General features: G+C 70.5%; 27 protein-coding genes. 11 read left to right on the top strand and 16 right to left on the bottom strand.

Annotated features, from left to right (window positions below):
- Positions 1-7: 7 nt before the first annotated feature.
- From AB0K34_RS01450 to AB0K34_RS01435, 4 genes are all read left to right on the top strand, one after another.
- On the top strand, positions 8-139 hold the full coding sequence (locus tag AB0K34_RS01450; RefSeq protein WP_364544506.1) for a hypothetical protein: 132 nt from the start codon (positions 8-10) through the stop codon (positions 137-139).
- 1558 nt (positions 140-1697) lie between these two features.
- A complete protein-coding gene (locus AB0K34_RS01445) occupies positions 1698-2279 on the top strand; it encodes an RNA polymerase sigma factor (protein WP_364544503.1) in 582 nt (193 codons plus the stop codon).
- 2 nt (positions 2280-2281) lie between these two features.
- Entirely contained in the window at positions 2282-3286 is a 1005-nt protein-coding gene (locus tag AB0K34_RS01440) for an LCP family protein (RefSeq protein ID WP_138638193.1), read from the top strand.
- Between the two features lie 77 nt (positions 3287-3363).
- On the top strand, positions 3364-3783 hold the full coding sequence (locus tag AB0K34_RS01435) for a CBS domain-containing protein (protein WP_138638194.1): 420 nt from the start codon (positions 3364-3366) through the stop codon (positions 3781-3783).
- 81 nt (positions 3784-3864) lie between these two features.
- On the opposite strand, the gene AB0K34_RS01430 is transcribed toward AB0K34_RS01435, so the two are convergent.
- Complete coding sequence (locus AB0K34_RS01430; protein ID WP_364544498.1) at positions 3865-5022, bottom strand: aminotransferase class V-fold PLP-dependent enzyme; 1158 nt, start codon at positions 5020-5022, stop codon at positions 3865-3867.
- A 132-nt stretch (positions 5023-5154) separates the two neighbouring features.
- Between AB0K34_RS01430 and AB0K34_RS01425 the strand changes: the two genes are divergently transcribed.
- Both AB0K34_RS01425 and AB0K34_RS01420 read left to right on the top strand, forming a co-directional pair.
- Positions 5155-7029, top strand: coding sequence for an ABC transporter ATP-binding protein (locus AB0K34_RS01425; protein WP_364544805.1), 1875 nt, complete (start codon positions 5155-5157; stop codon positions 7027-7029).
- Between the two features lie 286 nt (positions 7030-7315).
- Positions 7316-7507 (top strand): VOC family protein, encoded by a 192-nt coding sequence (locus AB0K34_RS01420; RefSeq protein ID WP_364544496.1) that lies wholly within the window; start codon positions 7316-7318, stop codon positions 7505-7507.
- Positions 7508-7531: 24 nt separating this feature from the next.
- On the opposite strand, the gene AB0K34_RS01415 is transcribed toward AB0K34_RS01420, so the two are convergent.
- A complete protein-coding gene (locus AB0K34_RS01415) occupies positions 7532-8827 on the bottom strand; it encodes a transposase (protein WP_364544493.1) in 1296 nt (431 codons plus the stop codon).
- 14 nt (positions 8828-8841) lie between these two features.
- Here AB0K34_RS01415 and AB0K34_RS01410 point away from each other — a divergent pair, with 14 nt between their 5' ends.
- Positions 8842-9045, top strand: coding sequence for a hypothetical protein (locus AB0K34_RS01410; protein ID WP_364544491.1), 204 nt, complete (start codon positions 8842-8844; stop codon positions 9043-9045).
- Between the two features lie 171 nt (positions 9046-9216).
- On the opposite strand, the gene AB0K34_RS01405 is transcribed toward AB0K34_RS01410, so the two are convergent.
- The 5 genes from AB0K34_RS01405 to AB0K34_RS01385 are packed head-to-tail and all read right to left on the bottom strand — an operon-like array spanning position 9217 to position 12189.
- Positions 9217-9651, bottom strand: coding sequence for an SRPBCC domain-containing protein (locus AB0K34_RS01405; RefSeq protein WP_364544488.1), 435 nt, complete (start codon positions 9649-9651; stop codon positions 9217-9219).
- 55 nt (positions 9652-9706) lie between these two features.
- Entirely contained in the window at positions 9707-10507 is an 801-nt protein-coding gene (locus tag AB0K34_RS01400; RefSeq protein ID WP_364544485.1) for an ABC transporter permease, read from the bottom strand.
- A 16-nt stretch (positions 10508-10523) separates the two neighbouring features.
- Positions 10524-11528: an ATP-binding cassette domain-containing protein gene (locus AB0K34_RS01395; protein WP_364544482.1), complete on the bottom strand. Its 1005-nt coding sequence runs from the start codon at positions 11526-11528 to the stop codon at positions 10524-10526.
- Positions 11525-11836, bottom strand: coding sequence for a metalloregulator ArsR/SmtB family transcription factor (locus tag AB0K34_RS01390; protein ID WP_138638200.1), 312 nt, complete (start codon positions 11834-11836; stop codon positions 11525-11527). Before AB0K34_RS01390 ends, AB0K34_RS01395 begins: the two co-directional genes overlap by 4 nt.
- Entirely contained in the window at positions 11833-12189 is a 357-nt protein-coding gene (locus AB0K34_RS01385) for a VOC family protein (RefSeq protein ID WP_138638201.1), read from the bottom strand. Before AB0K34_RS01385 ends, AB0K34_RS01390 begins: the two co-directional genes overlap by 4 nt.
- A 111-nt stretch (positions 12190-12300) precedes the next feature.
- On the opposite strand from AB0K34_RS01385, the gene AB0K34_RS01380 reads away from it, so the two are divergent.
- Positions 12301-13221 (top strand): NADP-dependent oxidoreductase, encoded by a 921-nt coding sequence (locus tag AB0K34_RS01380; RefSeq protein WP_364544479.1) that lies wholly within the window; start codon positions 12301-12303, stop codon positions 13219-13221.
- Positions 13222-13262: 41 nt separating this feature from the next.
- Positions 13263-14522, top strand: coding sequence for a cytochrome P450 (locus AB0K34_RS01375; protein WP_301175470.1), 1260 nt, complete (start codon positions 13263-13265; stop codon positions 14520-14522).
- Here the strand turns inward: AB0K34_RS01375 and AB0K34_RS01370 are convergent.
- Positions 14519-15319, bottom strand: coding sequence for a hypothetical protein (locus tag AB0K34_RS01370; RefSeq protein WP_364544476.1), 801 nt, complete (start codon positions 15317-15319; stop codon positions 14519-14521). The genes AB0K34_RS01375 and AB0K34_RS01370 overlap by 4 nt on opposite strands.
- 115 nt (positions 15320-15434) lie before the next feature.
- Positions 15435-16058, bottom strand: coding sequence for a TetR/AcrR family transcriptional regulator (locus AB0K34_RS01365; protein WP_364544473.1), 624 nt, complete (start codon positions 16056-16058; stop codon positions 15435-15437).
- A 67-nt stretch (positions 16059-16125) separates the two neighbouring features.
- Between AB0K34_RS01365 and AB0K34_RS01360 the strand changes: the two genes are divergently transcribed.
- The gene (locus AB0K34_RS01360; RefSeq protein WP_364544470.1) at positions 16126-16551 is read left to right on the top strand and encodes a hypothetical protein; all 426 of its coding nucleotides are present in this window, start codon (positions 16126-16128) and stop codon (positions 16549-16551) included.
- A gap of 50 nt (positions 16552-16601) precedes the next feature.
- Here AB0K34_RS01360 and AB0K34_RS01355 read toward each other — a convergent pair whose 3' ends face one another.
- From AB0K34_RS01355 to AB0K34_RS01345, 3 genes are all read right to left on the bottom strand, one after another.
- A complete protein-coding gene (locus AB0K34_RS01355; RefSeq protein WP_364544468.1) occupies positions 16602-17318 on the bottom strand; it encodes a hypothetical protein in 717 nt (238 codons plus the stop codon).
- 150 nt (positions 17319-17468) lie between these two features.
- Positions 17469-17639, bottom strand: coding sequence for a DUF397 domain-containing protein (locus AB0K34_RS01350; RefSeq protein ID WP_364544802.1), 171 nt, complete (start codon positions 17637-17639; stop codon positions 17469-17471).
- Entirely contained in the window at positions 17636-18415 is a 780-nt protein-coding gene (locus AB0K34_RS01345; RefSeq protein WP_364544465.1) for a helix-turn-helix transcriptional regulator, read from the bottom strand. Before AB0K34_RS01345 ends, AB0K34_RS01350 begins: the two co-directional genes overlap by 4 nt.
- A gap of 134 nt (positions 18416-18549) precedes the next feature.
- Here AB0K34_RS01345 and AB0K34_RS01340 point away from each other — a divergent pair, with 134 nt between their 5' ends.
- Positions 18550-18936 carry an ATP-binding protein gene (locus AB0K34_RS01340; protein WP_171069153.1) on the top strand — a complete coding sequence of 129 codons (387 nt, stop codon included), beginning with the start codon at positions 18550-18552 and terminating at the stop codon, positions 18934-18936.
- A 34-nt stretch (positions 18937-18970) separates the two neighbouring features.
- On the opposite strand, the gene AB0K34_RS01335 is transcribed toward AB0K34_RS01340, so the two are convergent.
- From AB0K34_RS01335 to AB0K34_RS01320, 4 genes are read right to left on the bottom strand one after another with little or no spacing between them, the layout of a single operon-like run.
- Positions 18971-19867 carry an ROK family protein gene (locus AB0K34_RS01335; protein WP_364544462.1) on the bottom strand — a complete coding sequence of 299 codons (897 nt, stop codon included), beginning with the start codon at positions 19865-19867 and terminating at the stop codon, positions 18971-18973.
- On the bottom strand, positions 19864-20718 hold the full coding sequence (locus AB0K34_RS01330; RefSeq protein ID WP_138638210.1) for a carbohydrate ABC transporter permease: 855 nt from the start codon (positions 20716-20718) through the stop codon (positions 19864-19866). Before AB0K34_RS01330 ends, AB0K34_RS01335 begins: the two co-directional genes overlap by 4 nt.
- The gene (locus AB0K34_RS01325; RefSeq protein ID WP_301175471.1) at positions 20715-21659 is read right to left on the bottom strand and encodes a sugar ABC transporter permease; all 945 of its coding nucleotides are present in this window, start codon (positions 21657-21659) and stop codon (positions 20715-20717) included. The genes AB0K34_RS01330 and AB0K34_RS01325 overlap by 4 nt, the downstream gene beginning before the upstream one ends.
- Positions 21660-22907, bottom strand: coding sequence for an extracellular solute-binding protein (locus AB0K34_RS01320; protein WP_138641750.1), 1248 nt, complete (start codon positions 22905-22907; stop codon positions 21660-21662). It lies immediately after the preceding gene.
- Between the last annotated feature and the right edge of the window lie 520 nt (positions 22908-23427).

Raw genomic sequence — 23427 nt, 5'->3', positions numbered from 1 at the left:
GTCGCTCTTGCGACGCACGCGGGTCGTTCTGCGGCGGCCGCGCTTCAGCCTGCGGCGGCCGTGCTTCTCCCTGTGGGCGTTGCTGTTCGCGCTGCGGCGGTCGTGCTTCGCCCTGGGGACGTACTGGTCGCTCTTGTGACGCGCGCGGGTCATTTTGAGGCGGTCGCGCTTCAGCCTGCGAACGGTGCTGTTGCGGCGCGTGCGGCCTAGGCGCACCCGGCCGCCCCGACGGCGGCTCACCGTGGACTGGGCGCGCGTCCGGGTGAGGTGGCCGTCCTTCGCCTTGCGGACGTACTGGCCGCTCTCCTGAGGCGCGCGGGTCGCCGTGGGGTGACCAAGCCTCGGTCTGTGGCGGTTGTGCTTGTCCCTGCGGGCGCTGTTGTTCGCGCTGCGGCGCGCGTGCTTCGCCTTGGGATGGCCGCGCTGGTGCTTGTTGGCCTTGCGCTGAGCGCGCTTCCCCCTGGGGTGGCCCCACTTCGCGCTGAGGATGTACCGCTCGCTCTTGTGAGGCGCGCGTGTCAGCTTGCGGAGGCCGCGCTTCGGTCTGTGGCGGCTGTGCTGATGGCGGTTCGCCGTGTGTCGGGCGTGCTTCTGCGCCGGGTGTGCGTGTCTCGTCTCGTGGCCGTGCCGGTCGCTCTTGTGATGCGCGTGCGTCGTCTTGGGGTGGCTGAGCCTCGGCCTGGGGCGGTTGTGCCTGTGCCTGGGGGCGGCGTTGTTCGCGCTGCGGTGCGCGCGTTTCGGCCTGTGGCGGTTGTGCCGATGGCGGTTCGCCGGGGGTGGGCGGTGATTCCGCGCTGGGTGTGCGTGCTTCGCCTTGAGGCCGTACTGGTCGTTCCTGTGAAGCGCGCGCGTCGTCTTCGGTCGGCCGTGTCTCGGCCTGGGGACGGGCAGGCTGCTCTTGTGGCGTGCGCGGGTCGTCTTGGGGTGGCTGCGCTTCGGCCTGGGGCTCTGCGGCGGGTGCTTGTTCTTCGGCTTGGGGGCGTGCCGGTCGCTCTGGTGCTACGCGCCGGTCGACTTGGATCGGCTGCGTCTCGGACTGGCCCGCGTTGTCTTGGGGCGGGCTTGTCTCTTGCTTTGGTGGCTGGGCCTCGGCGGCACGGTCTTCGTCCTGGGACGGGCGTGCCTCGGCTTTGGGAGCGCTTGGTTCGGCCTGCTGCTCCTCTGTAGCCGACTCCTCGTCCGTGGGTGCTTCAGTGGTGGGCGGGGCGGGCCACGGTTGGGTTTGTGCCTCGTCGGCGCGGGGCTCTTTCGGGGCGGGCGGCTCGTCCTCGTCGGTGGAAGGGGCGTCCTCGGTCGGCTGCGGGGACGGGAACTGGACGTACCAGACGGGCGGCTTGTCCTCGGGGCGGCGGAGCGCGATGTCCGGGCGGGTCAGGTTGACCTTCGCGGGGGCGGGGAACTCGGCCGTGGCGGTGCGGGACGCGTCCTGCTCGTCCTCGGTGCCGGATGCGTCCGGTTCCCGCTCGGCGTCGTTCTCCACGTCCTGGCCCTCCTCGACTCGAACCCCCGGCAGGCAGGCGGAGCCGTCCCCCCGACAACGCCGCGCATAGTGAAGGACGCGCAGTTTACCGGGAAGGTTCGGAGTGGTTCGCGTCCTTGGCGGCCGTGTCCGTGAACCCGGACGGGGCGTCGCGGAGATACATCTCCGACAACGTCCCCGCACGGGAAGGCCCGGTGCGCATGCCATGGTGGTGGCGATGACCGTACCCCCGACGGCTCAGGACAGCGATGCCGCCCTCATCGAGGGTTCGCTCGCCGATCCGGAGGCGTTCGCCGCGCTCTTCGACCGGTACTCCGCGATGCTGTACCGGTACGTCTCGCGCAGGCTGGGGCCCGAGGCCGCGGAGGACGTCGTCGGAGAGACGTTCCTCGTCGCGTTCAGCAAGCGGGAGCGCTACGACCCGGCGCAGCGGGACGCGCGGCCGTGGCTGTTCGGCATCGCGACGAAGCTGGTGGCGCGGCACCACCGGGCGGAGGGCGCGCGCTACCGGGCGCTGCGGCGGAGCCCGGTGGACGGTCCGGTCGAGGGGCCCGCGGAGCGGGTCGCGGCGGGGGTGACGGCGTCGGCGACGCGGCCCGCGCTGGCGGCGGCGCTGTCCGGGCTGCCGCGGCGGGACCTGGACGTCCTGCTGCTGGTGGCGTGGGGCGATCTGGCCTACGAGGAGGTGGCGCGGGCGCTCGGCATCCCGGTCGGGACGGTCCGCTCCCGGCTCAACCGCGCCCGGCGCAAGGTGCGCGCCGCGCTGGGCGACAGCGACCCGACGCGTGAGGAGGCGTGAGCATGGACGACCTGGACCTGGTCCGCGACCTCGGCCGGGAGCTGGAGCACGAGCCGCCCGCCTCGCTGGCCCGGCAGCGGAACCGGCTGCTGGACGCGGCCGGGCGGGGACGGCGGCGTGGCCCCGGCCGGTGGACGCTGCTCGGCATGGTCGCGGCGGTGACGGCGGCGGCGATCCTCGTCCCGGCGGTGGTCTTCCACGGGCGGGACGCGAAGCCGGTGGCGGCGAAGTCGGCCGCGCCGGGGGCCGCGTTCAACGTGCTGCTCCTCGGCGTGGACGGGCGGGGCGGCGCGCACGCGCGCTCGGACACGATCATGGTGGTGCACGTCCCGGCAGACCGGAAGCGCGTCCGCGCGGTGAGCGTCCCGCGCGACTCCCTGGTGCGGATTCCGGCGTGCAAGACCGCCGGCGGGGCGGTCCTCCCGGCGCGCCGAGGGCTGATCAACTCGGTGTTCCCGGAGGGCGGCGCGGGGTGCGCGGTGAAGACGATGGAGTCGCTGACGAGCGTCCGGATCGACCGGACGGTGCTGATCGACTTCGACGGGTTCCGGGCGATCGTGGACGCGCTCGGCGGTGTCCGGGTGACGCTGCCCGCGCCGGTCGACGACCCGAAGGCGGGGCTGAAGCTGTCGGCGGGCAGGCACCGGGTGAGCGGGCGGACGGCCCTGGCCTACGTGCGGGCGAGGTACGGCGTCGGGGACGGTTCCGATCTCGCGCGCATCGAGCGGCAGCACCAGTTCCTGGAGGCGCTGGTGCGGGAGGTGCGGGAGCGGGCGACCGGGAATCCGGTGCGGCTGGCGCGGTTCCTCACGGCGGTCGCCGGTGCGGTCGAGACGACGCCGGGGCTGGGGGCGGGGGAGTTGCGGCTGCTCGCCGAGAGCTTCGGTGAGAGCGGTTCGATCACGTTCGACACGGTTCCGGTGCGTCCCGCGCGGCAGGACCCGAACCGGCTGGAGTGGGACCGGGCGGGGGCCGACCGGATGTTCGCCGCGTTCCGGACGTCATGAGTGATCCCGTTTCTGCCGGGTAGGCCCGAGTCATCCCCGGGCCCCCAGGAACGAATCACGAGGTCAAGGAGTGATCGATGGCCACGAAGATCCGCGAAATCATGACGGGCTCGCCGACGTCGGTGTCCCCGGAACTCGACATCGTGACGGTGGCGCGGGCGATGCGCGACGAGGACATCGGCGCGGTGCTGGTTGCGGAGGGCGACGACCTGCAGGGCGTGGTCACCGACCGGGACCTCGTCATCCGCGGCCTCGCCGCCGGCGGCGACCCGTCCCAGGCGAAGATCGGCGGCATCGCGAGCCGGGTGACGGCGACCGTCGGCCCCGACGACTCCCTGGACAAGGCCGCGCAGATCATGCGGGAGCGGTCGGTGCGCCGGCTGCCCGTCATGGAGGACGGCCGTCCCGTGGGCATCGTGTCCATCGGCGACCTGGCGATCGAGCACGACTCCCGGTCGGCCCTGGCGGACATCAGCGCCGCCCGGTCCAACACCTGACGTCGTACATGTGACCAGTGGGCGTGCCCGGAGGCCGCTACCGGTGCCCATCCTCCGGCCCTGGGCACGCTCACGCCCCCGCTAGGGGAGGACGGACAGTAGCCGGTCCAGTTCCTCCTCGGTGTTGTAGTAGTGCACGGAGGCCCGCACGGCCGCAGGAAGGACGTGCGGGTCGTATCCGTGCGACATGGGGTTCGTGACGTTGATGTTGACGCCGTGCGCCCTTGCGGCCGCCTTGATGGCGGCGGGGTCGTGGCCGTCCACGCTGAACGTGACGAGCCCGGACGGCCGCACCCCCTTGTCATGGACGGTGACACCAGGGCGGTCGGCCAGTTCCTCACGAAGCCTGGTGGCGAGTGCGGTCACGCGTGCCTCGATCTCCACCATCCCCACGCGGGCCGCATAGTCGGCGGCGACGCCCAGGCCGATCTGCCCGGCGACGTACCGCTCCCATGTCTCGAAGCGCTGGGCGTCGCCGCGCATCTCGAAGCCGTCCGGCGCCTTCCACTCGGCGGCATGCAGGTCGAGGAAGGGCGGGACGAGCGTCCGCACGATGTCGCGCCGCACGTACAGGAAACCCGTGCCGCGGGGGCCGCGCAGGTACTTGCGGCCGGTCGCCGAGAGCATGTCGCAGCCGATCTCGCCCACGTCCAGGGCGAGGTGGCCGACCGACTGGCACGCGTCCAGAAGGTAGAGGACGCCGTGCTCACGGCACAGCCGCCCCACCTCGGCAGCCGGGTTGACGAGTCCGTTCTGCGTGGGGATGTGGTTGAGCGACACCAGGCGGACGTCACCCTTGGCGAGTTCGGCCTCCAGCGCGTCCAGGGAGAGGGTGCCGTCGGCTTCGTCGGGGACGACCTCCACCTTCGCGCCCTTGGCCGCCGCCACCTGCTGGTAGGCGATGGCGTTGCTGGAGTACTCGGAGGTGGTGGTCAGGATGCGGTCGCCGTCCGCGAAGGGGATCGAGTAGAACGCCATGTCCCAGGCCCGGGTGGCGTTCTCCACGTAGGCGATCTCGTCTGCGCGCGCGCCGATGAGCCCTGCCACGGCGTCATAGAAGTGTTGGACGGCCTCTGCGTTCTGCTCGGCGGCCTCGTATCCGCCGATCTCCGATTCCAGCGCGAAATGCCCGTTGACGGCCTCGATGACCGGACGGGGCGGCAGCGCCGCGCCCGCGTTGTTGAGATGGGCCACCTTCGCGCAGCCGGGGGTGTCGGCCCGGAGACTCTCGATGTCCACGTGGTGCGCGTCCCTCCGTGAAATGTCGGACCCCCGCGCCATGCTGGCCGCGGGCGACGACTTGACCTCAACCATTGTTGAGGTCCCATGCTTGCCGTTCCAGGCTAACGATCACCAGGGGGACCCGTGGACATGGAGGTCACGGCGTGGATGTCGCTGCACCACGCCATGCACGCGCAGGACGGCAGGCCCTTCTCCAAGGCCACCCTGCGCCGCATCGGCGGCTTCGCCCGCCCGCATCGGCGGCAGCTCGCCGCCTTCCTCATCCTCAGCGTGGTGATGGCGGTCATCGCGGTCGCGACGCCCGTCCTCGCCGGCTGGGTCGTCAACGCGATCGTCGACCGCGACGCGACGTCCACCGTCATCGGGCTGGCCGTGGTCATCGCCGTCCTCGCGGTGGCCGAAGGCGGCCTCGGGCTCGCCAACCGGTGGCTGTCGGCCCGCATCGGCGAGGGGCTGATCCTCGACCTGCGCACCGCCGTGTTCGACCACGTCCAGCGGATGCCCGTCGCGTTCTTCACCCGCACCCGCACCGGCGCCCTGGTCAGCCGCCTCAACAACGACGTGATCGGCGCCCAGCGCGCCTTCAGCGACACCCTCTCCGGCGTCGTCAGCAACCTGGTCACGGTGCTGCTCACCTTCGCCGTGATGGTCCGCATCTCCTGGCAGATCACGCTGCTCGCCCTGGTTCTGCTGCCCGTCTTCGTCCTCCCGGCCCGCCGCATGGGCACCCGCCTGGCGCGGCTCGAACGCGAGGCCGCGGCGCACGACGCCGCGATGAGCACGCAGATGACCGAGCGCTTCTCGGCCCCGGGCGCGACCCTGGTGAAGCTGTTCGGACGCCCCGCCCGCGAGTCGGCCGAGTTCGCCGCCCGCGCCCGCCGCGTCCGCGACATCGGCGTCCGCACCGCGATGGTGCAGCACGTCTTCATCACCGCGCTCACCATGGTCTCCGCCCTGGCCCTCGCCCTCGTCTACGGCCTCGGCGGCTTCCTGTCCCTGCGCGACCACCTCGACGCCGGCGCCGTCGTCGCGCTCGCGCTCCTGCTGACCCGCCTGTACGCGCCGCTGACCGCCCTCGCCAGCTCCCGCGTCGAGGTGATGAGCGCCCTCGTCAGCTTCGAGCGGGTCTTCGAGATCCTCGACCTGGAGCCCCTCGTCGCCGAGAAGCCCGAGCCCCGCACCGTCCCGGACGGCCCGGTCACCGTCGAGTTCGACGACGTCCGCTTCGGCTACCCGTCCGCCGACAAGGTCTCCCTCGCCTCCCTCGAAGAGGTCGCGACCCTCGACACCCGCGGCGGCGTCGAGGTCCTGCACGGCATCTCGTTCCGCGCCGAACCCGGGCAGACGGTCGCGCTGGTCGGCTCGTCCGGCGCGGGCAAGTCGACGATCGCGCAGCTCCTGCCGCGCCTCTACGACGTCGACTCCGGCGCCGTCCGCCTCGGCGGCGTGGACGTCCGCGACCTGTCCTTCCAGGCCATCCGCGACACCCTCGGCATGGTCACGCAGGACGGCCACCTGTTCCACGAGTCGATCCGCGAGAACCTCCTCCTGGCCCGTCCCGAGGCCACCGAGGACGACCTGTGGGACGTCCTGCGCCGCGCCCGCCTCGACACCCTCATCGAGGGCCTGCCCGACGGCCTCGACACCATCGTCGGCGAGCGCGGCTACCGCCTGTCCGGCGGCGAGCGCCAGCGCCTCACCATCGCCCGCCTCCTGCTGGCCCGCCAGCGGGTCGTGATCCTGGACGAGGCCACAGCCCACCTCGACTCGACCTCCGAGGCCGCCGTCCAGGAGGCCCTCGCCGAGGCCCTCGACGGCCGCACCGCCGTCGTCATCGCGCACCGGTTGAGCACGATCCGCTCCGCCGACCAGATCCTGGTCATCGAGCAGGGCCGCATCGTCGAACGCGGAACCCACGACGACCTCCTCGCCGCAGGCGGCCGCTACGCCGACCTCTACAACACCCAGTTCGCCAACGACCCACCCCTGGAAACCGTCAGCTGACCCGCCGTACGCGCACCCCCGGCCCGCCTTTGGCCGGGGGTGCGCCGGCATGTCCCGGGGTGAGCCAGGGGCGGGACCTTTCGGTGGACGGGACGAGCCGGGACGATCTCGGGCCGGCGGGAAGATCGACGTTCAAGATCGTGAGGTTCTTCGGCAAGGGGAGACGGGCCGGAACCAGGGAGATGACCAGGGGGTTGAGGAGGCGTTTCGAGGGTCGGGAGGCGTCCTCCGGGTATTGGGAGACGACCGCAGACCGGGACGACCCTGATGATCGGGAGGCAGAGACATGGCGGAACGGGATCGGTTGCCCGCGCCCGTGGAGGGGCTCGTGCTGACGCATTTCCTCACCGTCCGCGACGTGGCGCGCTCGCGCGCGTTCTACGCGGACGTCTTCGGCGGTGAGGTCGTCCTGGCGGAGAACCCCGCCATCGTGAAGGTCGCCAACACCTGGATCATCTTGACGTCCTCCCCCGCCTGATGGCGGGGGATTCCAACCCCGTCCCTATGTGGAGAGGAGAGTGGGCTGAGGTTCGCGGTTCACCGGCCCGCCCGACGGCGTGCCTCCCCGCGCGGCCACCGTGCGTCCCACGGCGGTGTCTCGGATGTTGCAGGCGGCGTTGACGTCGGCGTTGGCCCGGTGCCCGCAGGCCACGCATCGGAACACCGCTTGGCTCTCGCGATTGTCCCGGGCGCGATGCCCGCACGCGTTGCAGGTCTGCGACGTGTACGCCGGATCGACCTTGACGACCCGTCCTGGTGCCTTGTGCTCCAACCGGGTCACGAGCCGGCCCCACCCGCTGGCCAGGATCGAGCGGTTCAGCCCGGCCTTCTGCCGCACACCCGCGCCGGGGGCGTCGATGGTGCCCTTGGCGGACCGGGTCATGGCGGCCACGCCGAGGTCCTCGACGGCGATGACGTCGAAGCGGCGCGCCAGATCCGTCGAGGTCTTCTCCACCCAGTCCTTGCGGCGATCGGCCTCACGCGCCCTGAGCCGCGCGACGGCGGCCTTGACACGGGCACGCCGGTTCGACCCCGCCTTCGCGCGGGCCAGGCGGCGCAGCAACCGCTTCAACCGCTCGGCCTCACCCGGCGTCAAACCCGGCACGCTGCTGGTCTCGCCGGTGGACAGCGCAGCCGACACCGCCACACCCCGATCGACACCGACCGCCGCACCATTGCCCGGTGCGGGAACGGGGTCGGGGATGGCGGCGAATGCGACATGCCAACGTCCGGCGCGGTCGCGGGTCACCCGGAACGACTTCACGCCGGGCGGGACGGGCCGGGACCAGCGGAACCGCACCCACCCCGCCTTCGGCACCCGCACCACACCCATGCGGCGCGACAACCGCCGCACCTCCCACGCCCGGCCCCGCACCCCGACGACCCGGAACCCCTCATGCGTACCGGCCCTGCGCCAAGTGGGACGCCGATGCGTACCGGCGAAGAAGTTCGCCATCGCCTGCGCGAAGTCTCTGAGCGCCTGCTGCTGCACTGTCTGCGACCCCGCCGCCAGCCACGAATTCGCGGCGCGGGCCTCGGTCAGCTGCCGGGCCTGCGCGACATATCCCGGCGCCGGGCCGCGCTGCGGCGTCCACCAGGAGTGCTGTTCAAGGGCCAGGTTCCAGACATACCGGGCGTGCGAGCAATGCTCCAGCAGCCCCGCCTCCTGGGCAGGGGTCGGACACAACCGGTACCGGGACACGCTCTGCAACCTACCGACCACCACCGACAAAACCAGGAGACCACAGCACCGCATCGTGCCGCGCTTCCTCCCCGCCCTGAAGGACGGGGTCTCCACGCTGCAAGTATCCGATGAACGTGCGTGTCGCCGACACCGCCGCGTTCTACAAGTACGCCAAGGAGCGGGGCGCCCGGTTCTTGACCGAGCCCATCGACCGTAAGGCCGAGATCCGCTGCTACATGCGCGACCCGGACGACTACCTGATCGAGGTCGGCCAGGCCACCGGCATGCTGCACGGCGTCTACGCCGACCCACCAGCCACCCCAGAAAGCTGACTCGGGCCAACGGGGAGCGAGCCAGCCGATCCGGCCCCCACCGGGAGCGGGCTGAGAGGGACGGCGGCCGATCTTGAGGACTGGCTGGGGGCAGGTGATCGTTCTCGCCGTTGGGGAGTGGCTCGGGGCCGGCTGGGCGGGTGCTCCCGCTCTGGGGGCTGACGGGGACGGTCAGGCGATGTCGGTGAGGGTCTTCTGGAGGGCGCGGAGGATGCCGGAGCGCCAGCCGCTGCCCATGCCGCGGAAGGCGTAGGCGTTGACGGGGTCGTCCAGGTCGAAGCCGGCGTGCTCGATGAACAGCCGGGTGCCGTGGCCTTCGGGGACGAGCCGCCAGGTCACCGTGGTGTCGAGGCCGCCGCCGTTCCAGCTGATGCGCAGCAGCCGCTCGTCCTCGATGTCGAGGACCCGGCATCGGATCGTGCCGTCGAACCCGATGTTGGGGATCGGGGTGGCGGCGAAGGTGAAGCGGTGCCCGACGGCGGGTTCGAAGTCGTTCGGCATCATCCAGCGGGCCAGCAGGTCCGGCTCGGTGAGCGCCCGCCACACCTTGCGCGGCGGATGCGGCAGGAACTCGTCCACCTCGATCGACGCGCGCTCACCGCTCACGCCGTCCACCTTACGGCGCGTGCCCGGGGCACGCCCGTGTCCGGTCGCCGCCATGTCATGTCCGGCGGACGCGGGCGACGGCGATGACGCCGGAGACCACGATGATCCCGGCCGTCCACGCCAGCGAGCGCGTCACGTAGTAGGCGGCGCCGTGGCCGAGCAGCGCGGCGGCCGCGTCGCCCTGCGTGAGCACCCGGACGGCGTCCATCATGACCGTGACCGGCTGATTCTCGGCGAAGCCCTGCAGCCATCCGGGCATCGTCTCCACCGGGACGTAGGCGCTGGAGACGAAGCTCAGCGGCAGCGCCAGGAACCCCGCGCCCTGCGCCGCCTGCGGGTTCGCACTGAGCAGCCCCAGCGCCACGAACACCCACACGAACGCGAACCCGAACAGGACGCACAACCCGAATCCGGCCAGCGCGGACGGCCAGCCCGCGTGCACGCGGAAGCCGACGGCGAAGGCCAGCGCCGCGCTCACCGCGAGGATCAGCGTGACGCGTGCCGTGTCCGCCGCGACCTGGCCGGAGATGACGGCGGTGCGCGGCATCGGCAGCGACTTCAGCCGGTCGAGGTAGCCGGACGCGACGTCCTCGGCGACCGCGACCGCCGCGCTCATGCCGGCGAACAGCCCGCTCACGGTCAGCAGCCCGGGGATCATGTAGTCGACGTAGTCGACGCGTCCCGTGCCGATCGCCCCGCCGAACACGTACCGGAAGATCAGCAGGAACGCGACGCTCTGGACGAGCCCCATCACGATGATCTGCGGCGTCCGGAACGTCCGCCGCATCCCGCGCCGGGCGATGACCCAGCTCGCCGCTCCGACACCGGCCCCGCCGGGCGCCTGCATTACCGCCATGCGGCCTCACTCCTTCTCATGATGGTCCCGTCCCCGTCGGGGAAAACCTCGTCGCGTCGGCCGGAGCCTCGTCCCGTCGGCGGGAGCCTCGTTCCGGGGTGGTGGTCAGGGAGAGGAAGACCTCGTCGAGGGTCGGGCGGCGGAGGGTGATGTCAGCTATCGGGATCTGGTGGTCGGCCAGGGACCGGACGGCTCTCGTGAGGTCGTCCGGGCCGTTCTCTGCGGTCGCGGTGACGAGGAGGGTGCGCGGGTCGGTGCGGACGGTGCCGAGGGCGTCCAGGGCTCCGGCGGCCGAGGTCAGAGAGGTGTGGTCATGGACATGGACTTCGATCAGGTCGCCGCCCGTGCGGGCCTTCAGCTCGCGGGGCGTGCCCTCGGCGACGACGCGGCCGTGGTCAATGATCGCTATACGGTCGGCCAGGCGGTCGGCCTCGTCCAGGTACTGGGTGGTCAGCAGGACGTTCGTGCCACCGGCCACAAGGTCGCCGATAGCGTCCCACAGTTCGATGCGGCTGCGGGGGTCGAGCCCGGTGGTGGGCTCGTCCAGCAGCAGGAGGCGGGGCGCGCCGACGAGGCTGGCGCCGAGGTCGAGGCGGCGGCGCATCCCGCCCGAGTAGGTGCGGACGAGGCGGTCGGCGACATCGCCGAGGGACAGGCGTTCGAGCACGTCGGACGCGCCGGCGCGGGCGTCCCGGCGGCTCCGGCCGAACAGGCGGGCGATCATCTCCAGGTTCTCGCGGCCGGTCAGCGCACCCTCGACGGCCGCGTACTGGCCGGCCAGGCCGATGGTGCGGCGGACGCGGGCGGGGTCGCGGGCGGCGTCGATCCCGTCCACGAGCAGCGTGCCGCCGTCGGGACGGACGAGGGTCGCGACGCAGCGCACGAAGGTGGTCTTGCCGGCGCCGTTCGGCCCGAGCAGGGCCGTCACCCGGCCGGGCGACACGGCGAGGTCGAGGCCGGCGAGGGCCTCCACGTCGCCGAACCGCTTGACCAGCCCGGCGGCCTCGACGATGGGCGTCACAGGTCCTCCTCGTCCAGCAGTTCGCGCAGGTTGGAGAGCTTCTCGCGCCAGAACCGCTCGTACGGGGTCAGCCATTCGGACAGTTCGCGCAGCGGTCCGGGCTCCAGCCGGTAGACGCGCCGGCGGCCGTCGCGCTGCTCGGTGACGAGCCCGGCCTCCCGGAGCACCCTGAGGTGCTCGGAGACGCTCGGGCGGCTCATCGTGAAGTGCGCGGCGAGGTCGTTGACCGGGCGCGGGCCGTCCAGCAGGAGCGCGGTGAGCTCCCGCCGGACGGGGCTGGCCAGCGCCGCGAACACGTCGGCGGTCACTGCTCGGCCAGGACGAGGCCGTTGCCGTCGGGGTCGGTGATCACGGCCTGCCGGCCCCAGGGGAGGTCCTGCGGGCCGTCGACGGCCACGCCGGCCTCGCGCAGCGCCGCGCAGTCGCCGTCGAGGTCGGCCGTCGCCAGGATCAGCCCTTGCAGGCTTCCGGGCGCGGCCGGGGTGTGGTCGGCGAGGACGACGCTCGTCTCGGCTCCCTTGGGGGCGAGCTGCAGCCAGCGGATCGGGCCGTTCTGCTGGTCCGCGACGACGTCGAAGCCGAGCTTGCCGGCGTAGAAGTCCTTGGCCGTGTCCAGGTCGGAGACGGGAACGGTCAGCAGGCGCACATGGGTGATGGTCATGCGGGCGACGATAGGTAGGGAGTTGCCTACGTGTCAAGCGTAGGAAATCTCCTACGCATCGCGCGCCGGGCGGACGGGTTTAGTGGGCGGGTGCGGAGGCAGGTTGGAGGAATGCGTGCCGTCACCTATGACTCGTATGCGTCCGACAACGCGAAGCTGAAGGTCGGGGACGCGCCGGATCCGAAGGTCGGCCCCGGCCAGGTGCTGGTCGAGGTCCGCGCCGCCGGGGTCAACCCGGTCGACTGGAAGGTCATGGCCGGCGGCCTCGACGGGATGATGGACGCGGTCTTCCCGGTCATCCCCGGCTGGGACGTCGCCGGGGTCGTCCGCGGCCTCGGCCCCGACACGCCGGAGTTCGCCGTCGGCGACGAGGTCATGGCGTACGCGCGCAAGGACGTCGTCGGCGCCGGGACGTTCGCGCAGTACGTCGCGGTCGCGGCCGACCACGTCGCGCACAAGCCCCAGGCGCTCGACTGGAACCAGGCGGGCGGCCTGCCGCTCGCCGGGATGACCGCGCAGCGCTCCCTGGACCGGCTGGCGGTCGGCAAGGACGACGTGCTGCTCATCCACGCGGCGTCCGGCGGGGTCGGGGGCCTCGCGGTCCAGATCGCCCGCGACCGCGGTGCCCGGGTGATCGGCACGGCGTCCGAGAAGAACCACGACTACCTGCGGGGACTCGGCGCGGAACCGGTCTCCTACGGGGACGGGCTGGTGGAGCGCGTCCGCGAACTGGCGCCCGGCGGGGTGACCGCCGTCGCCGACTTCGTGGGCGGGCAGCTGGACGCCACGCTCGCCCTGCTGGCCAGCGGCGGGCGGCACGTGTCCATCGCCGACAACACCGTGGACGAGCACGGCGGCCACTGGATCTGGGTCCGCCCGGACGGCGCGAAGCTCGCCGAGCTGGCCCGCCTCGCCGACCGCGGCGCGCTCGCCGTCGAGGTCGTGGACACGTTCCCGCTGGAGGAGACGGGTGCCGCGTTCGACGCCAGCCGCAGCGGGCACACGCGCGGCAAGCTCGTCATCGTCCCCTGACGAACTCGCCGCGGAGAGCCGGTCCCCAACGAAGGAGCGTCATGCCCGTCCTGGACGACACATTGCCGCTGCTGTCGCGGCCTTACGGGCTGCTGTCCGCACGGGCCCGCCGCCTGGACACCGACGTCTACGACATGCGGCTGCTCTTGCGGAAGACCACCTGCATGACCGGGGCGGACGCCGCGCGCGTGTTCTACGACCCGGACCGTTTCGTCCGGGAGGGCGCCGCGCCCCGGCGGCTCCGCGTCACGCTGTTCGGCGAGAACGGTGTGCAGGGCCTGGACGGGCGGCGGCACGCCGCGCGCAAGCGGATGTTCATGTCTCTGATGACGCCCGAGGCGCGGGACGAACTGCGCGATCTCACCGGGCGGGCGTGGCGGGAGCGCATCGGCGCGTGGCGGAACGAGCCGCGCGTCGTCCTGTTCGATGAGGTCAGCGAGCTGCTGTGCAGTGCGGTGTGCGCGTGGGCGGGGGTGCCGCTCGCCGCCCGGCAGGTCCCGCAGATCTCCCGGATGCTCGTCGCGCTGATCGAGGCCCCGGCGGCGGTCGGCCCCCGCTATCTGCGTGGACGCACCGCTCGCAGGCTCGCCGACCGCTGGGCCGCCGCCCACGTCACGCGCGCCCGTGAACGGCACGGGCGGGATGCCTCGTCGGCTCGCGGAGCAGCGCCAGGCGACGGCACGGCGCTGGACGAGATCGCCGCCTACCGCGACACGGACGGGAGCCTCCTGCCGCCGGACGTGGCCGGAGTGGAGCTGCTCAACGTCCTGCGGCCCACTGTGGCGGTGGCGCGGTTCGTGGTGTTCGCCGCCATGGCGCTGCACGACCATCCCGAATGGCAACGCCGGCTCGCGACGGACGACGACCCGGAACTCCTCGAAGCGTTCGTCCAGGAAGTGCGCCGGTTCTACCCGTTCTTCCCGCTCGTCGCGGCGCGCGCCGCCCGCGACTTCGAATGGCGCGGTCACTATTTCCCGAAGGGACGGCGCGTCCTGCTCGACCTGCACGGGACGGATCACGACCCGCGCCTTTGGGACCGTCCCGAACAATTCAAACCGGAACGGTTCATCGGCCGCACACCGGACGCCTACAGCCTCATTCCACAGGGCGGCGGCGACCATTTCGAGGGCCACCGCTGCGCCGGAGAATGGGTCACCAAGGACGTGATGAAAACGTCGGTGACCGCCCTCACCCGGTGGATGTCCTACCAGGTACCGCCACAGGACCTGAGCATCCATCCGTGGCGCGCCCCGGCCCTACCGAAGAGCCGTTTCGTCATCGCCAGGGTGGCGGAACTCTAGACCGACCTGCGCGTGAGCCCGGCCTGCTCGGCCTTGCTCCGGCGCTCCGCTTCCGCCCGCTGCCGTGCATTCTCGTGGACGGCCCAGTTCTCCGGCTGCATGAACATCAACTCGCCAGTGCCGGGAGCGAGCAGCACGCCCCCGAAGACGTCGTCACCGGCGAACCAGGCCCCGCGGTCGATCTCTGCGGGCCACTGGCCGGAGTAGAGCGGTTCGCGCGCCGACATTCGCGGGGAGTCGCCGTCGCCCAGCGTCAAGGAACGCCTGCCCTGGCTCTGCAGGCTCGACTTCTGCACGGGTGAGCGGAACTCGAAGTCGTACACCTTCAGCACGCGGGCGCATTTCCGCACCCAGCCGATCTGCGGCAGCCAGAACCGCGTCCCCAGCAAAAGCGCCATCATGCCCACGGCGACGAACGGGCCGAGATAGCGGAGACCCAGCGCGAGCGGCAAAGCGATCATCGCGATGCCGGGCACCGCGATGAGCAGCAGGTAACGTCCCACCAGGATCCTGTAGTGGTATTTCACCGGGCCTTCGCGATCGGTGCCGTCCGCGGCGAACGGTACTGCGCCTCTGAACGGGCGATACAGCAGCAGGTGCATGGCCAGCAGCACGACGGTGACGAGCCCGAGCATTCCGGGGATCGCGAACCAGAAGAAAGTGTCGCTCAGAACCGTGAGGACGAGCCCGTAGGACACGGCGAAACCGCCGCCGAGCAGTGCCGCACGCCGCAGCGGACCGCGTCCACCACCGTCCGCGCCGCCGGCCTGGTCGGCCGCAACCGAAGGCTCCGCCATACCGCCCTTTCCGCGATGTACCGATGCAACTCGCCGGTCTGCCCGGACAGGCCACCACCGGCCCCGGCCACTCGTCAACCTGGGGCGGACGTCCGAATGCCCTCGAAAACGTCCGTCACGAACCGTCCGCATCGTGACCGGCGAGGGACATCCCCGTGGCGAGCGACCGAGCGGCATCGACGAAGAACTGCTCGTCCGCGCCGGGGGCGAGGCCGAGGATGACACCCTGGTTGAGGCCGACGAACAGCGCTCGCAGTGCCGTGACCAGGCGCTCCGCCTGGCCGGACGTCACGGTGCCCCCGTTGTGCGGCCTTCCGGAGAACACCGCGATCAGCTGCTGCTCCTGCCGCCGGATCGACGCGGCGAGCTGAGCGCCGAGTTCCCGGTCGTGCAAGGCCATGTCCAGCAGGGTGATCTGCAGCGACAGGACGGACAGCGCATCCGGCGAATCGAAGCTGCGCCGGTAGTACCGCGCGAAGACCTCGACCGCGCCGAGCAGGTCGAGTCCGGCCGGGACGGCCTGCTCGATCTCCTCGTAGTGCGGCCGCAGGTAGTCCGTGACGAGCGCGAGCACCAGGCCGTTCTTGCTGCCGAACAGGGAGTAGACGGCGCCGGTGGTCAGGCCGGCCCGCTCGGCGATCTCGTCGAGCCTGGCCCGGTACCCGTCCCGGGCGACGACCTCGAACGCGGCGTCCAGCAGGGCACGGCGGTTGCGCTCCTTGGCCTCCGCTCTCGTCATACGCATAGTCTCATTATTACGATAATTTGATTACGGAACCAAGCCTGGACGAGCTCGGGAGGACCCCATGCCCCAGAACAACGCTCCGCCGGACGCACGCCAGAGGACCGGGATCATCGCCGACAGCGCCGTCAAGGCGCTCCTGGGCGCCGGCTTCCTGATCGCCGCGGCCCCACTCGGCCGCCTGTTCGGCGTATCGACATGGCTCATGGCCGCCTCGGGCGCGGCCCTGCTGATCTGCGGCGCGATCGAGATCAAGCACCTGCGCGGCCGCCCGGCGCGCACCTACGTCCGCCTCATGGTCGGCTACGACGCCGGCTGGGGGCTGGCGACCCTCGCCGCCCTTCTTCCCGTGTGGGGGAGCAGCGGTGCCGGGGGCGAGGTATGGATCGGCTACCAGATCGCCGCGCCCCTCGTCTTCGCCGCCCTCCTGCTGACCGCCGCCCCATCCCGGACGTCCTCACAACCCAGCGCAACAGACCCCGCCCACTGACGAACACGGCACCCGGACGCCTGACGAGGCCGGGGAGGGGCCGAGGGCGATCAACCGCTCACTTGGATTTCCACGCGGTGGCGGATGTACTCATCCGGGTGGGAGCGAGCGATCTCCACCGCCGTCACCACGAGAGCGTGGAGTTCCGGCGGATACGCGGACGGCCACAGAGGCAGCCCAGGGAGAATGCAGCGTCGAACGTCCAGGTTTTCATTGCTGACGAATTCTTGGAGCGCGGCCTCGTTCCACACCCTCACCAGGACGGACCTGTCCTCGGAGTCCGTCCGGCTCTCCCCGAGGTCGTTCCCGGCTCGCGTGTTGGGGAGGCGCAGCGGCAGAGCCGTCCAGTACCACGCACGCGCGGCACCGGCCCGCTCCAGATCGGTGCCCGTCCGCAGATACTCGAGAAGCGCAGAGCGGACACGCCTGCGTCCGAATACGTGCAGAGCCGGCTCGACGAACTGGCGATTGAAGCTCGGGTCCGGATCGTGGACGGCCGCTTTCATGAGGGCGCCGAAGGCGGCATCGGACGCGGGCAGGCCCTCGCTGCCGGCGTTGCGAAGCGCCGCCCGTACCCGCAATCGCCAGCCCCGCCGATCATCTGGATCCGGCTCGGCCGGGACGTCGAGTCCGACCGCTCGGACGAGGTCGGCCAGGCACTCCAGGAACAACTCCCGTGAGTCCCCGGTTCGCGCCGGTAGCGCCATGAACGCCTGTGCGGTCTCCGGCCGGTCCTTCCCTGCGGTCTCGTCTTCGCTCGCGTTCATGGTGGCCTCTCAGAGTTACCCGGCGTGCTGGCTACTGCTTGAGGTCGTTGAGGATTGTGTCGAAGCAGGCGTCACCCTGGTCCGCCTGGTTATTGAGGAAAGCAGAGGTCGACAGGGTGCCCGGCCCCAAGGAGGGGCCGGGCATGGGGGCTACTGCTTGAGGCTGTTGAGGATGGTTTGGAAGGTGCGGGGGGTGAGGAGGAGTTTGGGTCCGTCGGGGTCCTTGGAGTCGCGGACGGCCACGGCCTCGGGAAAGCGTGCCACTTCCACGCACGCCCCACCTTGGCCGTCGCTCTTCCCCGCCTTCCGCCACGTGATCACGTCCACCGGACAACCGCCTTCCGTAGGAACTCGCGGGAGTCGTCGACGCTCAGAGCGCGAGCTTGCAGCGCCGAGAAAGCGCCGACTATGTGCAAGATATCCTCTTGGTCGTCGGTTGTGAGACCGCCCCTGGCGGCAGGCATATGGAGCAGCTCGCTGCCCTTCGACTGAGTGGCGAGGTTGAAGGGGCCCTCCAGTCCCCGGTAGTAGCCGGTGGGGGCGATTTGGAGGGTGACGTTGCTCCACTCGGAGACGGTGAGCAGGTGTTCGCATTGTTCGCGCATGATCTCCGCGTTGCCCATGCACGTCCAGAGGACGTTTTCCAGCAGGACGATGCTGAGCATGGGCGGGGGCTCGCGTTGCAGGACCTCTTGGCGGCGCAGTCGTCCTTCGACGGCGGTCTCTTCCTGCAGAAGGGCGCGGATGTAGGCCGGGGTCTGGAAGAGGCCGTAGACGAACATCGTCTCGAAGGCGCGCAGTAAGCAGGCGGTGCCTTCGGCCAGGGGGTAGTCGGCGAACCAGGGCGGGTACCGGCTGGATTTGAGCAGGTCGTCCCAGGCGTCCTGCATTTCGGTCTGGGATTCGAGGGCCTTGTCGAGCTCGGCCGCGAACTCTCTCGTGCAGCGGGTGGTTCCGGTCTCGACCTGGCCGATGTAGCTGCGGGTGACCGGTATGCGGTTGGCCAGTTCGAGTCGGGAAAGTCCGACATCTTCGCGCAGGCCGGCCAGGGCGATGCCGAAGGCGATGGTCTGCCGGGTGGGCTTTCGTGACGGCATGGGCGGGCCACCTCTCGAAAGCACTTGCAAGCAGGTGCAAGCGGGCTCGTTGCGCTGTCGCGCTTTGCTCTTGATATTACTCCATGTGGTTAATCCTTTGCGTTAAGTCACATACGACACGCGGAGGTGAGCGGATGGAGCCGTCAGTGATCGTGATCAAGGCGGCGGCGGAGGCCGTCAGGGAGGCCCGAGAGTTCGTCGGGATGGTCTTCGGGAGCTGGGGGCTTGCGGACTACGTCGCCCGGACGGTGGTCAGCGAGCTGGCGACCAACGCGGTCACGCACGGGTCCCGGGACGGGGATCTGGTGATCGTGCGCGCCTATCTGCGGGACGACGGGTTCGCGGTCGTCGAGGCGTGGGACCGGTCGGACGCGGCGCCGGTCGTGCGGCCCGTCGACCATGCCGCCGAGAGCGGGCGCGGGCTGATGCTCATGGAGTCGCTCGTCCGGCGCTGGGGGACTCGGCCGCTGAGCGAGGGCGGCAAGGTGGTCTGGGCCGAGATCGAGCCGGTGCCCGCATGAGCGGTCATCTCGGCCCCATCCGCCGAGCGGTGCGTTACTTCTTCGGCTTGTGAGGGGGCAGGAGGCGGGCGGCGAGGATTGTTGCGCCTTTTACGGCTGCCTGGTCATCCAGTTCGGAGAGGGTCAGGCGGGGTGCCTCCCGGAAGGTCAGGCGGTCCGCCAGGCGGGTGGCCAAGGGGGCTCGGAGTGACTCACCGGCCTTGGCCAGGCCGCCGCCGATGACGAGGAGGGACGGGTCCAGGAGGAGTGTCGTGGCGGCCAGGCCGTCCGCCAGGCAATCGAGTGCTTCGGACCAGACCTGCGTGGCCTTCTCGTCGTTCCGCCCGGCGCGGGCTATCACTTCCTCCGCGGGGACGGAGGCGCCGTGGCGGCGGGAGATGGCGGCGGCCGAGGAGTATCTCTCCAGGCAGCCCTTGTTGCCGCAGGCGCAGTCCTCGCCGTTCGGGCGGACGACCACGTGGCCTATCTCGCCGCTCCAGCCGATCGTGCCGGGATAGGGGCTGCCGTTCAGAATCAGGGCGGCGGCTATTCCGGTGCCTATGGCCATGAAGACGAAGTCGCCGGCGTCACGGCCGGCGCCCAATACCGCTTCCGCCAGGCCGCCCGTGCGGACGTCGTGGCCGACGGCGACGGGGATTCCGAGGCGCTCGCGGGCCAGGTGGAGCATGGGGACGTCGCGCCAGCCGAGGTTCGCGGAATGGACGGCCGTGCCCGTGGATTCGTCCACGATGCCGGGCAGGGCGATCCCGGCGGCCTGGGCGGGGGAGCCCAATGCGGCCGCGCGGGACGCGAGGTGGGCGGCGAAGTCGAGAATGCCGCCCACCGGGTCTTCGCGGTCCGTGGGACATGACTCGGTCAGGAGTACTTCGGAGTCGTGCGTCACCGCGGCCTTCATCGAGGTGCCGCCCACGTCCAAGCCGATCAGGCTCATTTGATGGAGCCCGCGGTCAGGCCGCCGATCAGGTAGCGCTCGACGAAGATGAACAGGATGACGACCGGGATGATCGCGATCAGGGACGCGGCGAAAAGGTACTGCCAGTGCGCCTGGTACTGGGTGACGAAGGACGGGATGCCGACCGTGAGCGGGCGGCGGTCCGGGGACGCGGTGACGGTCAGGGCGACGATGTACTCGTTCCACGCCGCGATGAACGTGTAGACGATCGCGGTGACCACGCCGGGCATGGAAATGGGGAGGGTGACGCGGGTGAGGGCGCCCATGCGGCCCGCGCCGTCCAGGAAGGCGGCCTCTTCCAGTTCCTTCGGGATGCTGGAGAAGTAGCCGTGCAGGATCCAGACGCAGAACGGCAGGTTGAACGCCGCGTTCACCAGGATGAGCGACATCAGGGTGTCGGTCAGGTTCAGCGCGACCATTTCCCGGTAGATGCCGATGACGAGTGCGGTCGGCGCGAACATCTGCGTGACCAGGACGAGCAGCAGGAACGCGCCGCGGCCCCGGAAGCGGTTCCGGGCCGTGTAGTAGGCGGCGGGCAGGGCGCAGGCCAGGGTCACCAGGGTGGCGGCGGCCGCCACGGTGAGGGAGACCCGCAGGTACGTCCAGACGGGGGCCGCCGACCAGACGTCGACGAAGTTCGACCACGTCCACTGGGACGGCAGGTAGGTGCCGGGGGATTCCGTCAGCTCGCGCTCGGGCTTGAGCGCGGTGAAGAACATCTGCAGGTAGGGCAGCAGGAAGGCCAGCGCCACCAGCCAGCCGATCCCGGCGAGGACGATCTTTCGCGTTCGCCGGGGGGTCGCCCCCTCGGGTGCCGAGCGGCCGGTCATCGGACCTCCTCACGCCAGCGGGCGGCCCGCAGGTACAGCAGCACCATCACCAGGATCAGGACGAAGTTGACGACCGCCATCGCGCCGGACTCGCCGACGTTCTGGTCGTAGAACGCGAGTTTGTACATGTACGTGGTGGTGGTGTCGGTCTTGTGGCCGGGCCCGCCGCCGGTCATCGCCCAGATGATCGGGAAGCTGTTGAACACGTTGATCACGTTGATGATCGAGGCGATGAGGATGGCCGGGCGCAGGAGGGGGAGGGTGATGCCGAAGTAGGTGCGGACGTGGCCGGCGCCGTCGACGCGGGCGGCCTCGTACACGTCGCCGGGGATCGTCTGCAGGCCGGCGAGGATGACGAAGGACGTGAACGGCAGCGACACGAACACCGCGACCCACATCATCCAGAACATCGCCTGGGTGGGGTGGGCCAGCCAGTTCACCGGCTCGTCGATCAGGTGCAGGTCGAGCAGGACGCGGTTGACGATGCCGGAGTAGTTGTCCAGCATCCACTTCCAGATCAGCGCCGTCATCAGCACCGACGCCGCCCACGGGACGATGACGGCCCAGCGGACGACGCGGCGGCCGGGGAAGCGGGCGTTCAGCAGCTGGCCGAGCGCGAGGGACAGCACCATCGTGACGATCACGATGCCGCCGACCCACAGCAGCGTCCGCAGCACGACGGGGACGAGGTCGTCCTCGCCGAACAGGTCGGTGTAGTTGGCGCCGCCCCGGTAGCCGAGCGTGACGCCGGACGAGCTGATCTTCTGCAGCGACGTCCGGACCATCTCGATCACCGGCCAGAGCACGACGACCGTGATGAGGACGAGCGCCGGGCCGAGCCACAGCAGCGGGGTCAGCGCGCGGCCGGCCCGGCGGACGAGGGAGGGGCGGGGGGCCGGGGAGGTGACGGCCCCCCGCTCCTTGGCCTTGAGGTCCTGCACTCAGCCGGCCTTCTCGGCGGTTTCCTGGATCTTGTCCAGGACCTTCTTCGGGTCCTCGTTCGCGGCGGCGGTGCCGAGGTCCTGCTTCACCGCGCCGGCGACCGCGGACCACGCCGGGTTGGTCGTCGGGGCGAACTTGGAGGTGGGCAGCGCGTCCACGAACTGCTTCATGTACGGGTCGGCGCTGAGCGCGTCACCGGCCGACTTCGTCACCGGGAGGAAGCCCTCGGTGGTGAGGAACTTCGAGGTGTTCTCCTTCTGGTAGAAGAAGTCGAGGAACTTCTTGATGGCCTCCTTGTTCTTGCCGTCGTCCTTCTTGAACGCGGCGAGGACGTCCATGACGCCGAGCGTGTTGTGCTCGGTGCCGCTCTTGCTCGGCAGCGGCGCGACGCCGAAGTCCAGGTCCTTGTTCACCGGGTCGATGAATCCGGCCTTGGTGAACGGCCCGCCGATGGCCATGCCGACCTTGCCCTGCGCGAACTGGTTGAACACCGTCTTGCGGTCGGTGGTCTCCGGGTTCGGCTGGGTCAGCCCGGACTTGTTGAGGTCCTTGAGGAAGGTGAGGGTGTCGATGTTGGCCTGCTGGTTGATGGCCCACTTCCCGGACGCGTCGACCCAGCCGCCGCCGTTGTTCATCGCCCACGAGTAGAACTCGGCCTGCGACTCCTCGGGGCCGAGCGGCAGCCCGTAGCCGATCGCGCCCGTCTTCTTCACCTTCTGCGCGGCGCTCTTCACCTCGTCCCAGGTGGCGGGCGGGTCGGTGACGCCGGCCTTCTTGAACAGCTCCTTGTTGTAGAACAGGAGGCGCGCGCTGGAGATGAACGGCAGGCCGTACTGGGTGCCGTTGTACTGGGCCTGCTCGACGAAGGTGGGCGTGAAGTCGCTCAGCGTCGCCGGAGACAGCACCTCGGACGCCTTGTAGATGAGGCCGTCGCGGGCGAAGTCGGAGAACGCGTTGTAGTTCAGGACGTCGGGGACCTGCTTCGTCTGGACGTAGGTCTTGACCTTGGCGTCCATCTGGGTCCAGTCGACCATCTCCAGGTTGACCTTGTAGCCCGAGTTCTTGGCCTCGAAGTCCTTGATCAGTGCGTCCCAGTAGGGCTTGGTGTTGTCGTCGTAGATCGCGGCGACGAACTTGATGGTCTTGCCGTCGGAGTCTCCGCCCGACGAACTGCCCTTGCCGCATCCGCTGACGCCGAGCGCCACGGTCAGGCCCGCCGCGACGACGCCCATGAGGTGCCGTTTCATCTGTCCCCGCCTCTCCGGCTTTCGCGCGTGCAAAATAGTGCTCGATGGGATGGCCCACCGAGCACAATCGCGCGTGGTGGGGTCGAAGATAAACACTGGTCCGTACCAGTTCAAGAGGCGTATTACTCACGAGTCTTAACCGTTACGCGGCGCCGGGTTAAGGCCGTTCTGGTCTGGTGTTCACGCTGGGGTGGTCTGTGCGGGCCGCCATGAGCGTCGGGGATGTTCACTCTGAGCGGAGCGCCGCCCGTCCTGATGCGGCCATCGGCGCACCCCTCCGGCGGGGGCGGCCGGAGCCGTCGTCCTTGCCCGTGGCCTGCGGTCTGTTTTGCCCGGTATTGACCGGGTAACCCGGCGCCTATCCGAGGTGGAGGCGAGGTGGACACGACGTGAAGACCCGGAGCGGCGCGGGCACCGGCGCCGCCGTCGGCGTCGCGGCGGCGTCCGGCCTGAAGACGTGGCAGGACTCCACCACCAGCGACCTCTACCGGCAGATCACGCAGGGGCGTGCCGCCTTCGA

It is taken from the genome of Actinomadura sp. NPDC049382 (genome assembly GCF_040677125.1).
GTDB lineage: Bacteria > Actinomycetota > Actinomycetes > Streptosporangiales > Streptosporangiaceae > Spirillospora > Spirillospora geliboluensis.
Note: the sequence above shows the minus strand (reverse complement) of the source record. Positions and strands in the feature narration are given on the sequence as shown.

What these genes read in the sequence shown, in the direction of transcription:
- AB0K34_RS01330 (WP_138638210.1), bottom strand. Translation starts at nt 20,718, where the DNA reads ATGACCGGCCGCTCGGCACCCGAGGGGGCGACCCCCCGGCGAACGCGA.
- AB0K34_RS01365 (WP_364544473.1), bottom strand. Translation starts at nt 16,058, where the DNA reads ATGACGAGAGCGGAGGCCAAGGAGCGCAACCGCCGTGCCCTGCTGGAC.
- AB0K34_RS01360 (WP_364544470.1), top strand. Translation starts at nt 16,126, where the DNA reads ATGCCCCAGAACAACGCTCCGCCGGACGCACGCCAGAGGACCGGGATC.
- AB0K34_RS01410 (WP_364544491.1), top strand. Translation starts at nt 8,842, where the DNA reads ATGAACGTGCGTGTCGCCGACACCGCCGCGTTCTACAAGTACGCCAAG.
- AB0K34_RS01425 (WP_364544805.1), top strand. Translation starts at nt 5,155, where the DNA reads ATGGAGGTCACGGCGTGGATGTCGCTGCACCACGCCATGCACGCGCAG.
- AB0K34_RS01340 (WP_171069153.1), top strand. Translation starts at nt 18,550, where the DNA reads ATGGAGCCGTCAGTGATCGTGATCAAGGCGGCGGCGGAGGCCGTCAGG.
- AB0K34_RS01355 (WP_364544468.1), bottom strand. Translation starts at nt 17,318, where the DNA reads ATGAACGCGAGCGAAGACGAGACCGCAGGGAAGGACCGGCCGGAGACC.
- AB0K34_RS01335 (WP_364544462.1), bottom strand. Translation starts at nt 19,867, where the DNA reads ATGAGCCTGATCGGCTTGGACGTGGGCGGCACCTCGATGAAGGCCGCG.
- AB0K34_RS01320 (WP_138641750.1), bottom strand. Translation starts at nt 22,907, where the DNA reads ATGAAACGGCACCTCATGGGCGTCGTCGCGGCGGGCCTGACCGTGGCG.
- AB0K34_RS01420 (WP_364544496.1), top strand. Translation starts at nt 7,316, where the DNA reads ATGGCGGAACGGGATCGGTTGCCCGCGCCCGTGGAGGGGCTCGTGCTG.
- AB0K34_RS01400 (WP_364544485.1), bottom strand. Translation starts at nt 10,507, where the DNA reads ATGGCGGTAATGCAGGCGCCCGGCGGGGCCGGTGTCGGAGCGGCGAGC.
- AB0K34_RS01370 (WP_364544476.1), bottom strand. Translation starts at nt 15,319, where the DNA reads ATGGCGGAGCCTTCGGTTGCGGCCGACCAGGCCGGCGGCGCGGACGGT.
- AB0K34_RS01440 (WP_138638193.1), top strand. Translation starts at nt 2,282, where the DNA reads ATGGACGACCTGGACCTGGTCCGCGACCTCGGCCGGGAGCTGGAGCAC.
- AB0K34_RS01445 (WP_364544503.1), top strand. Translation starts at nt 1,698, where the DNA reads ATGACCGTACCCCCGACGGCTCAGGACAGCGATGCCGCCCTCATCGAG.
- AB0K34_RS01435 (WP_138638194.1), top strand. Translation starts at nt 3,364, where the DNA reads ATGGCCACGAAGATCCGCGAAATCATGACGGGCTCGCCGACGTCGGTG.
- AB0K34_RS01380 (WP_364544479.1), top strand. Translation starts at nt 12,301, where the DNA reads ATGCGTGCCGTCACCTATGACTCGTATGCGTCCGACAACGCGAAGCTG.
- AB0K34_RS01345 (WP_364544465.1), bottom strand. Translation starts at nt 18,415, where the DNA reads ATGCCGTCACGAAAGCCCACCCGGCAGACCATCGCCTTCGGCATCGCC.
- AB0K34_RS01385 (WP_138638201.1), bottom strand. Translation starts at nt 12,189, where the DNA reads ATGACCATCACCCATGTGCGCCTGCTGACCGTTCCCGTCTCCGACCTG.
- AB0K34_RS01375 (WP_301175470.1), top strand. Translation starts at nt 13,263, where the DNA reads ATGCCCGTCCTGGACGACACATTGCCGCTGCTGTCGCGGCCTTACGGG.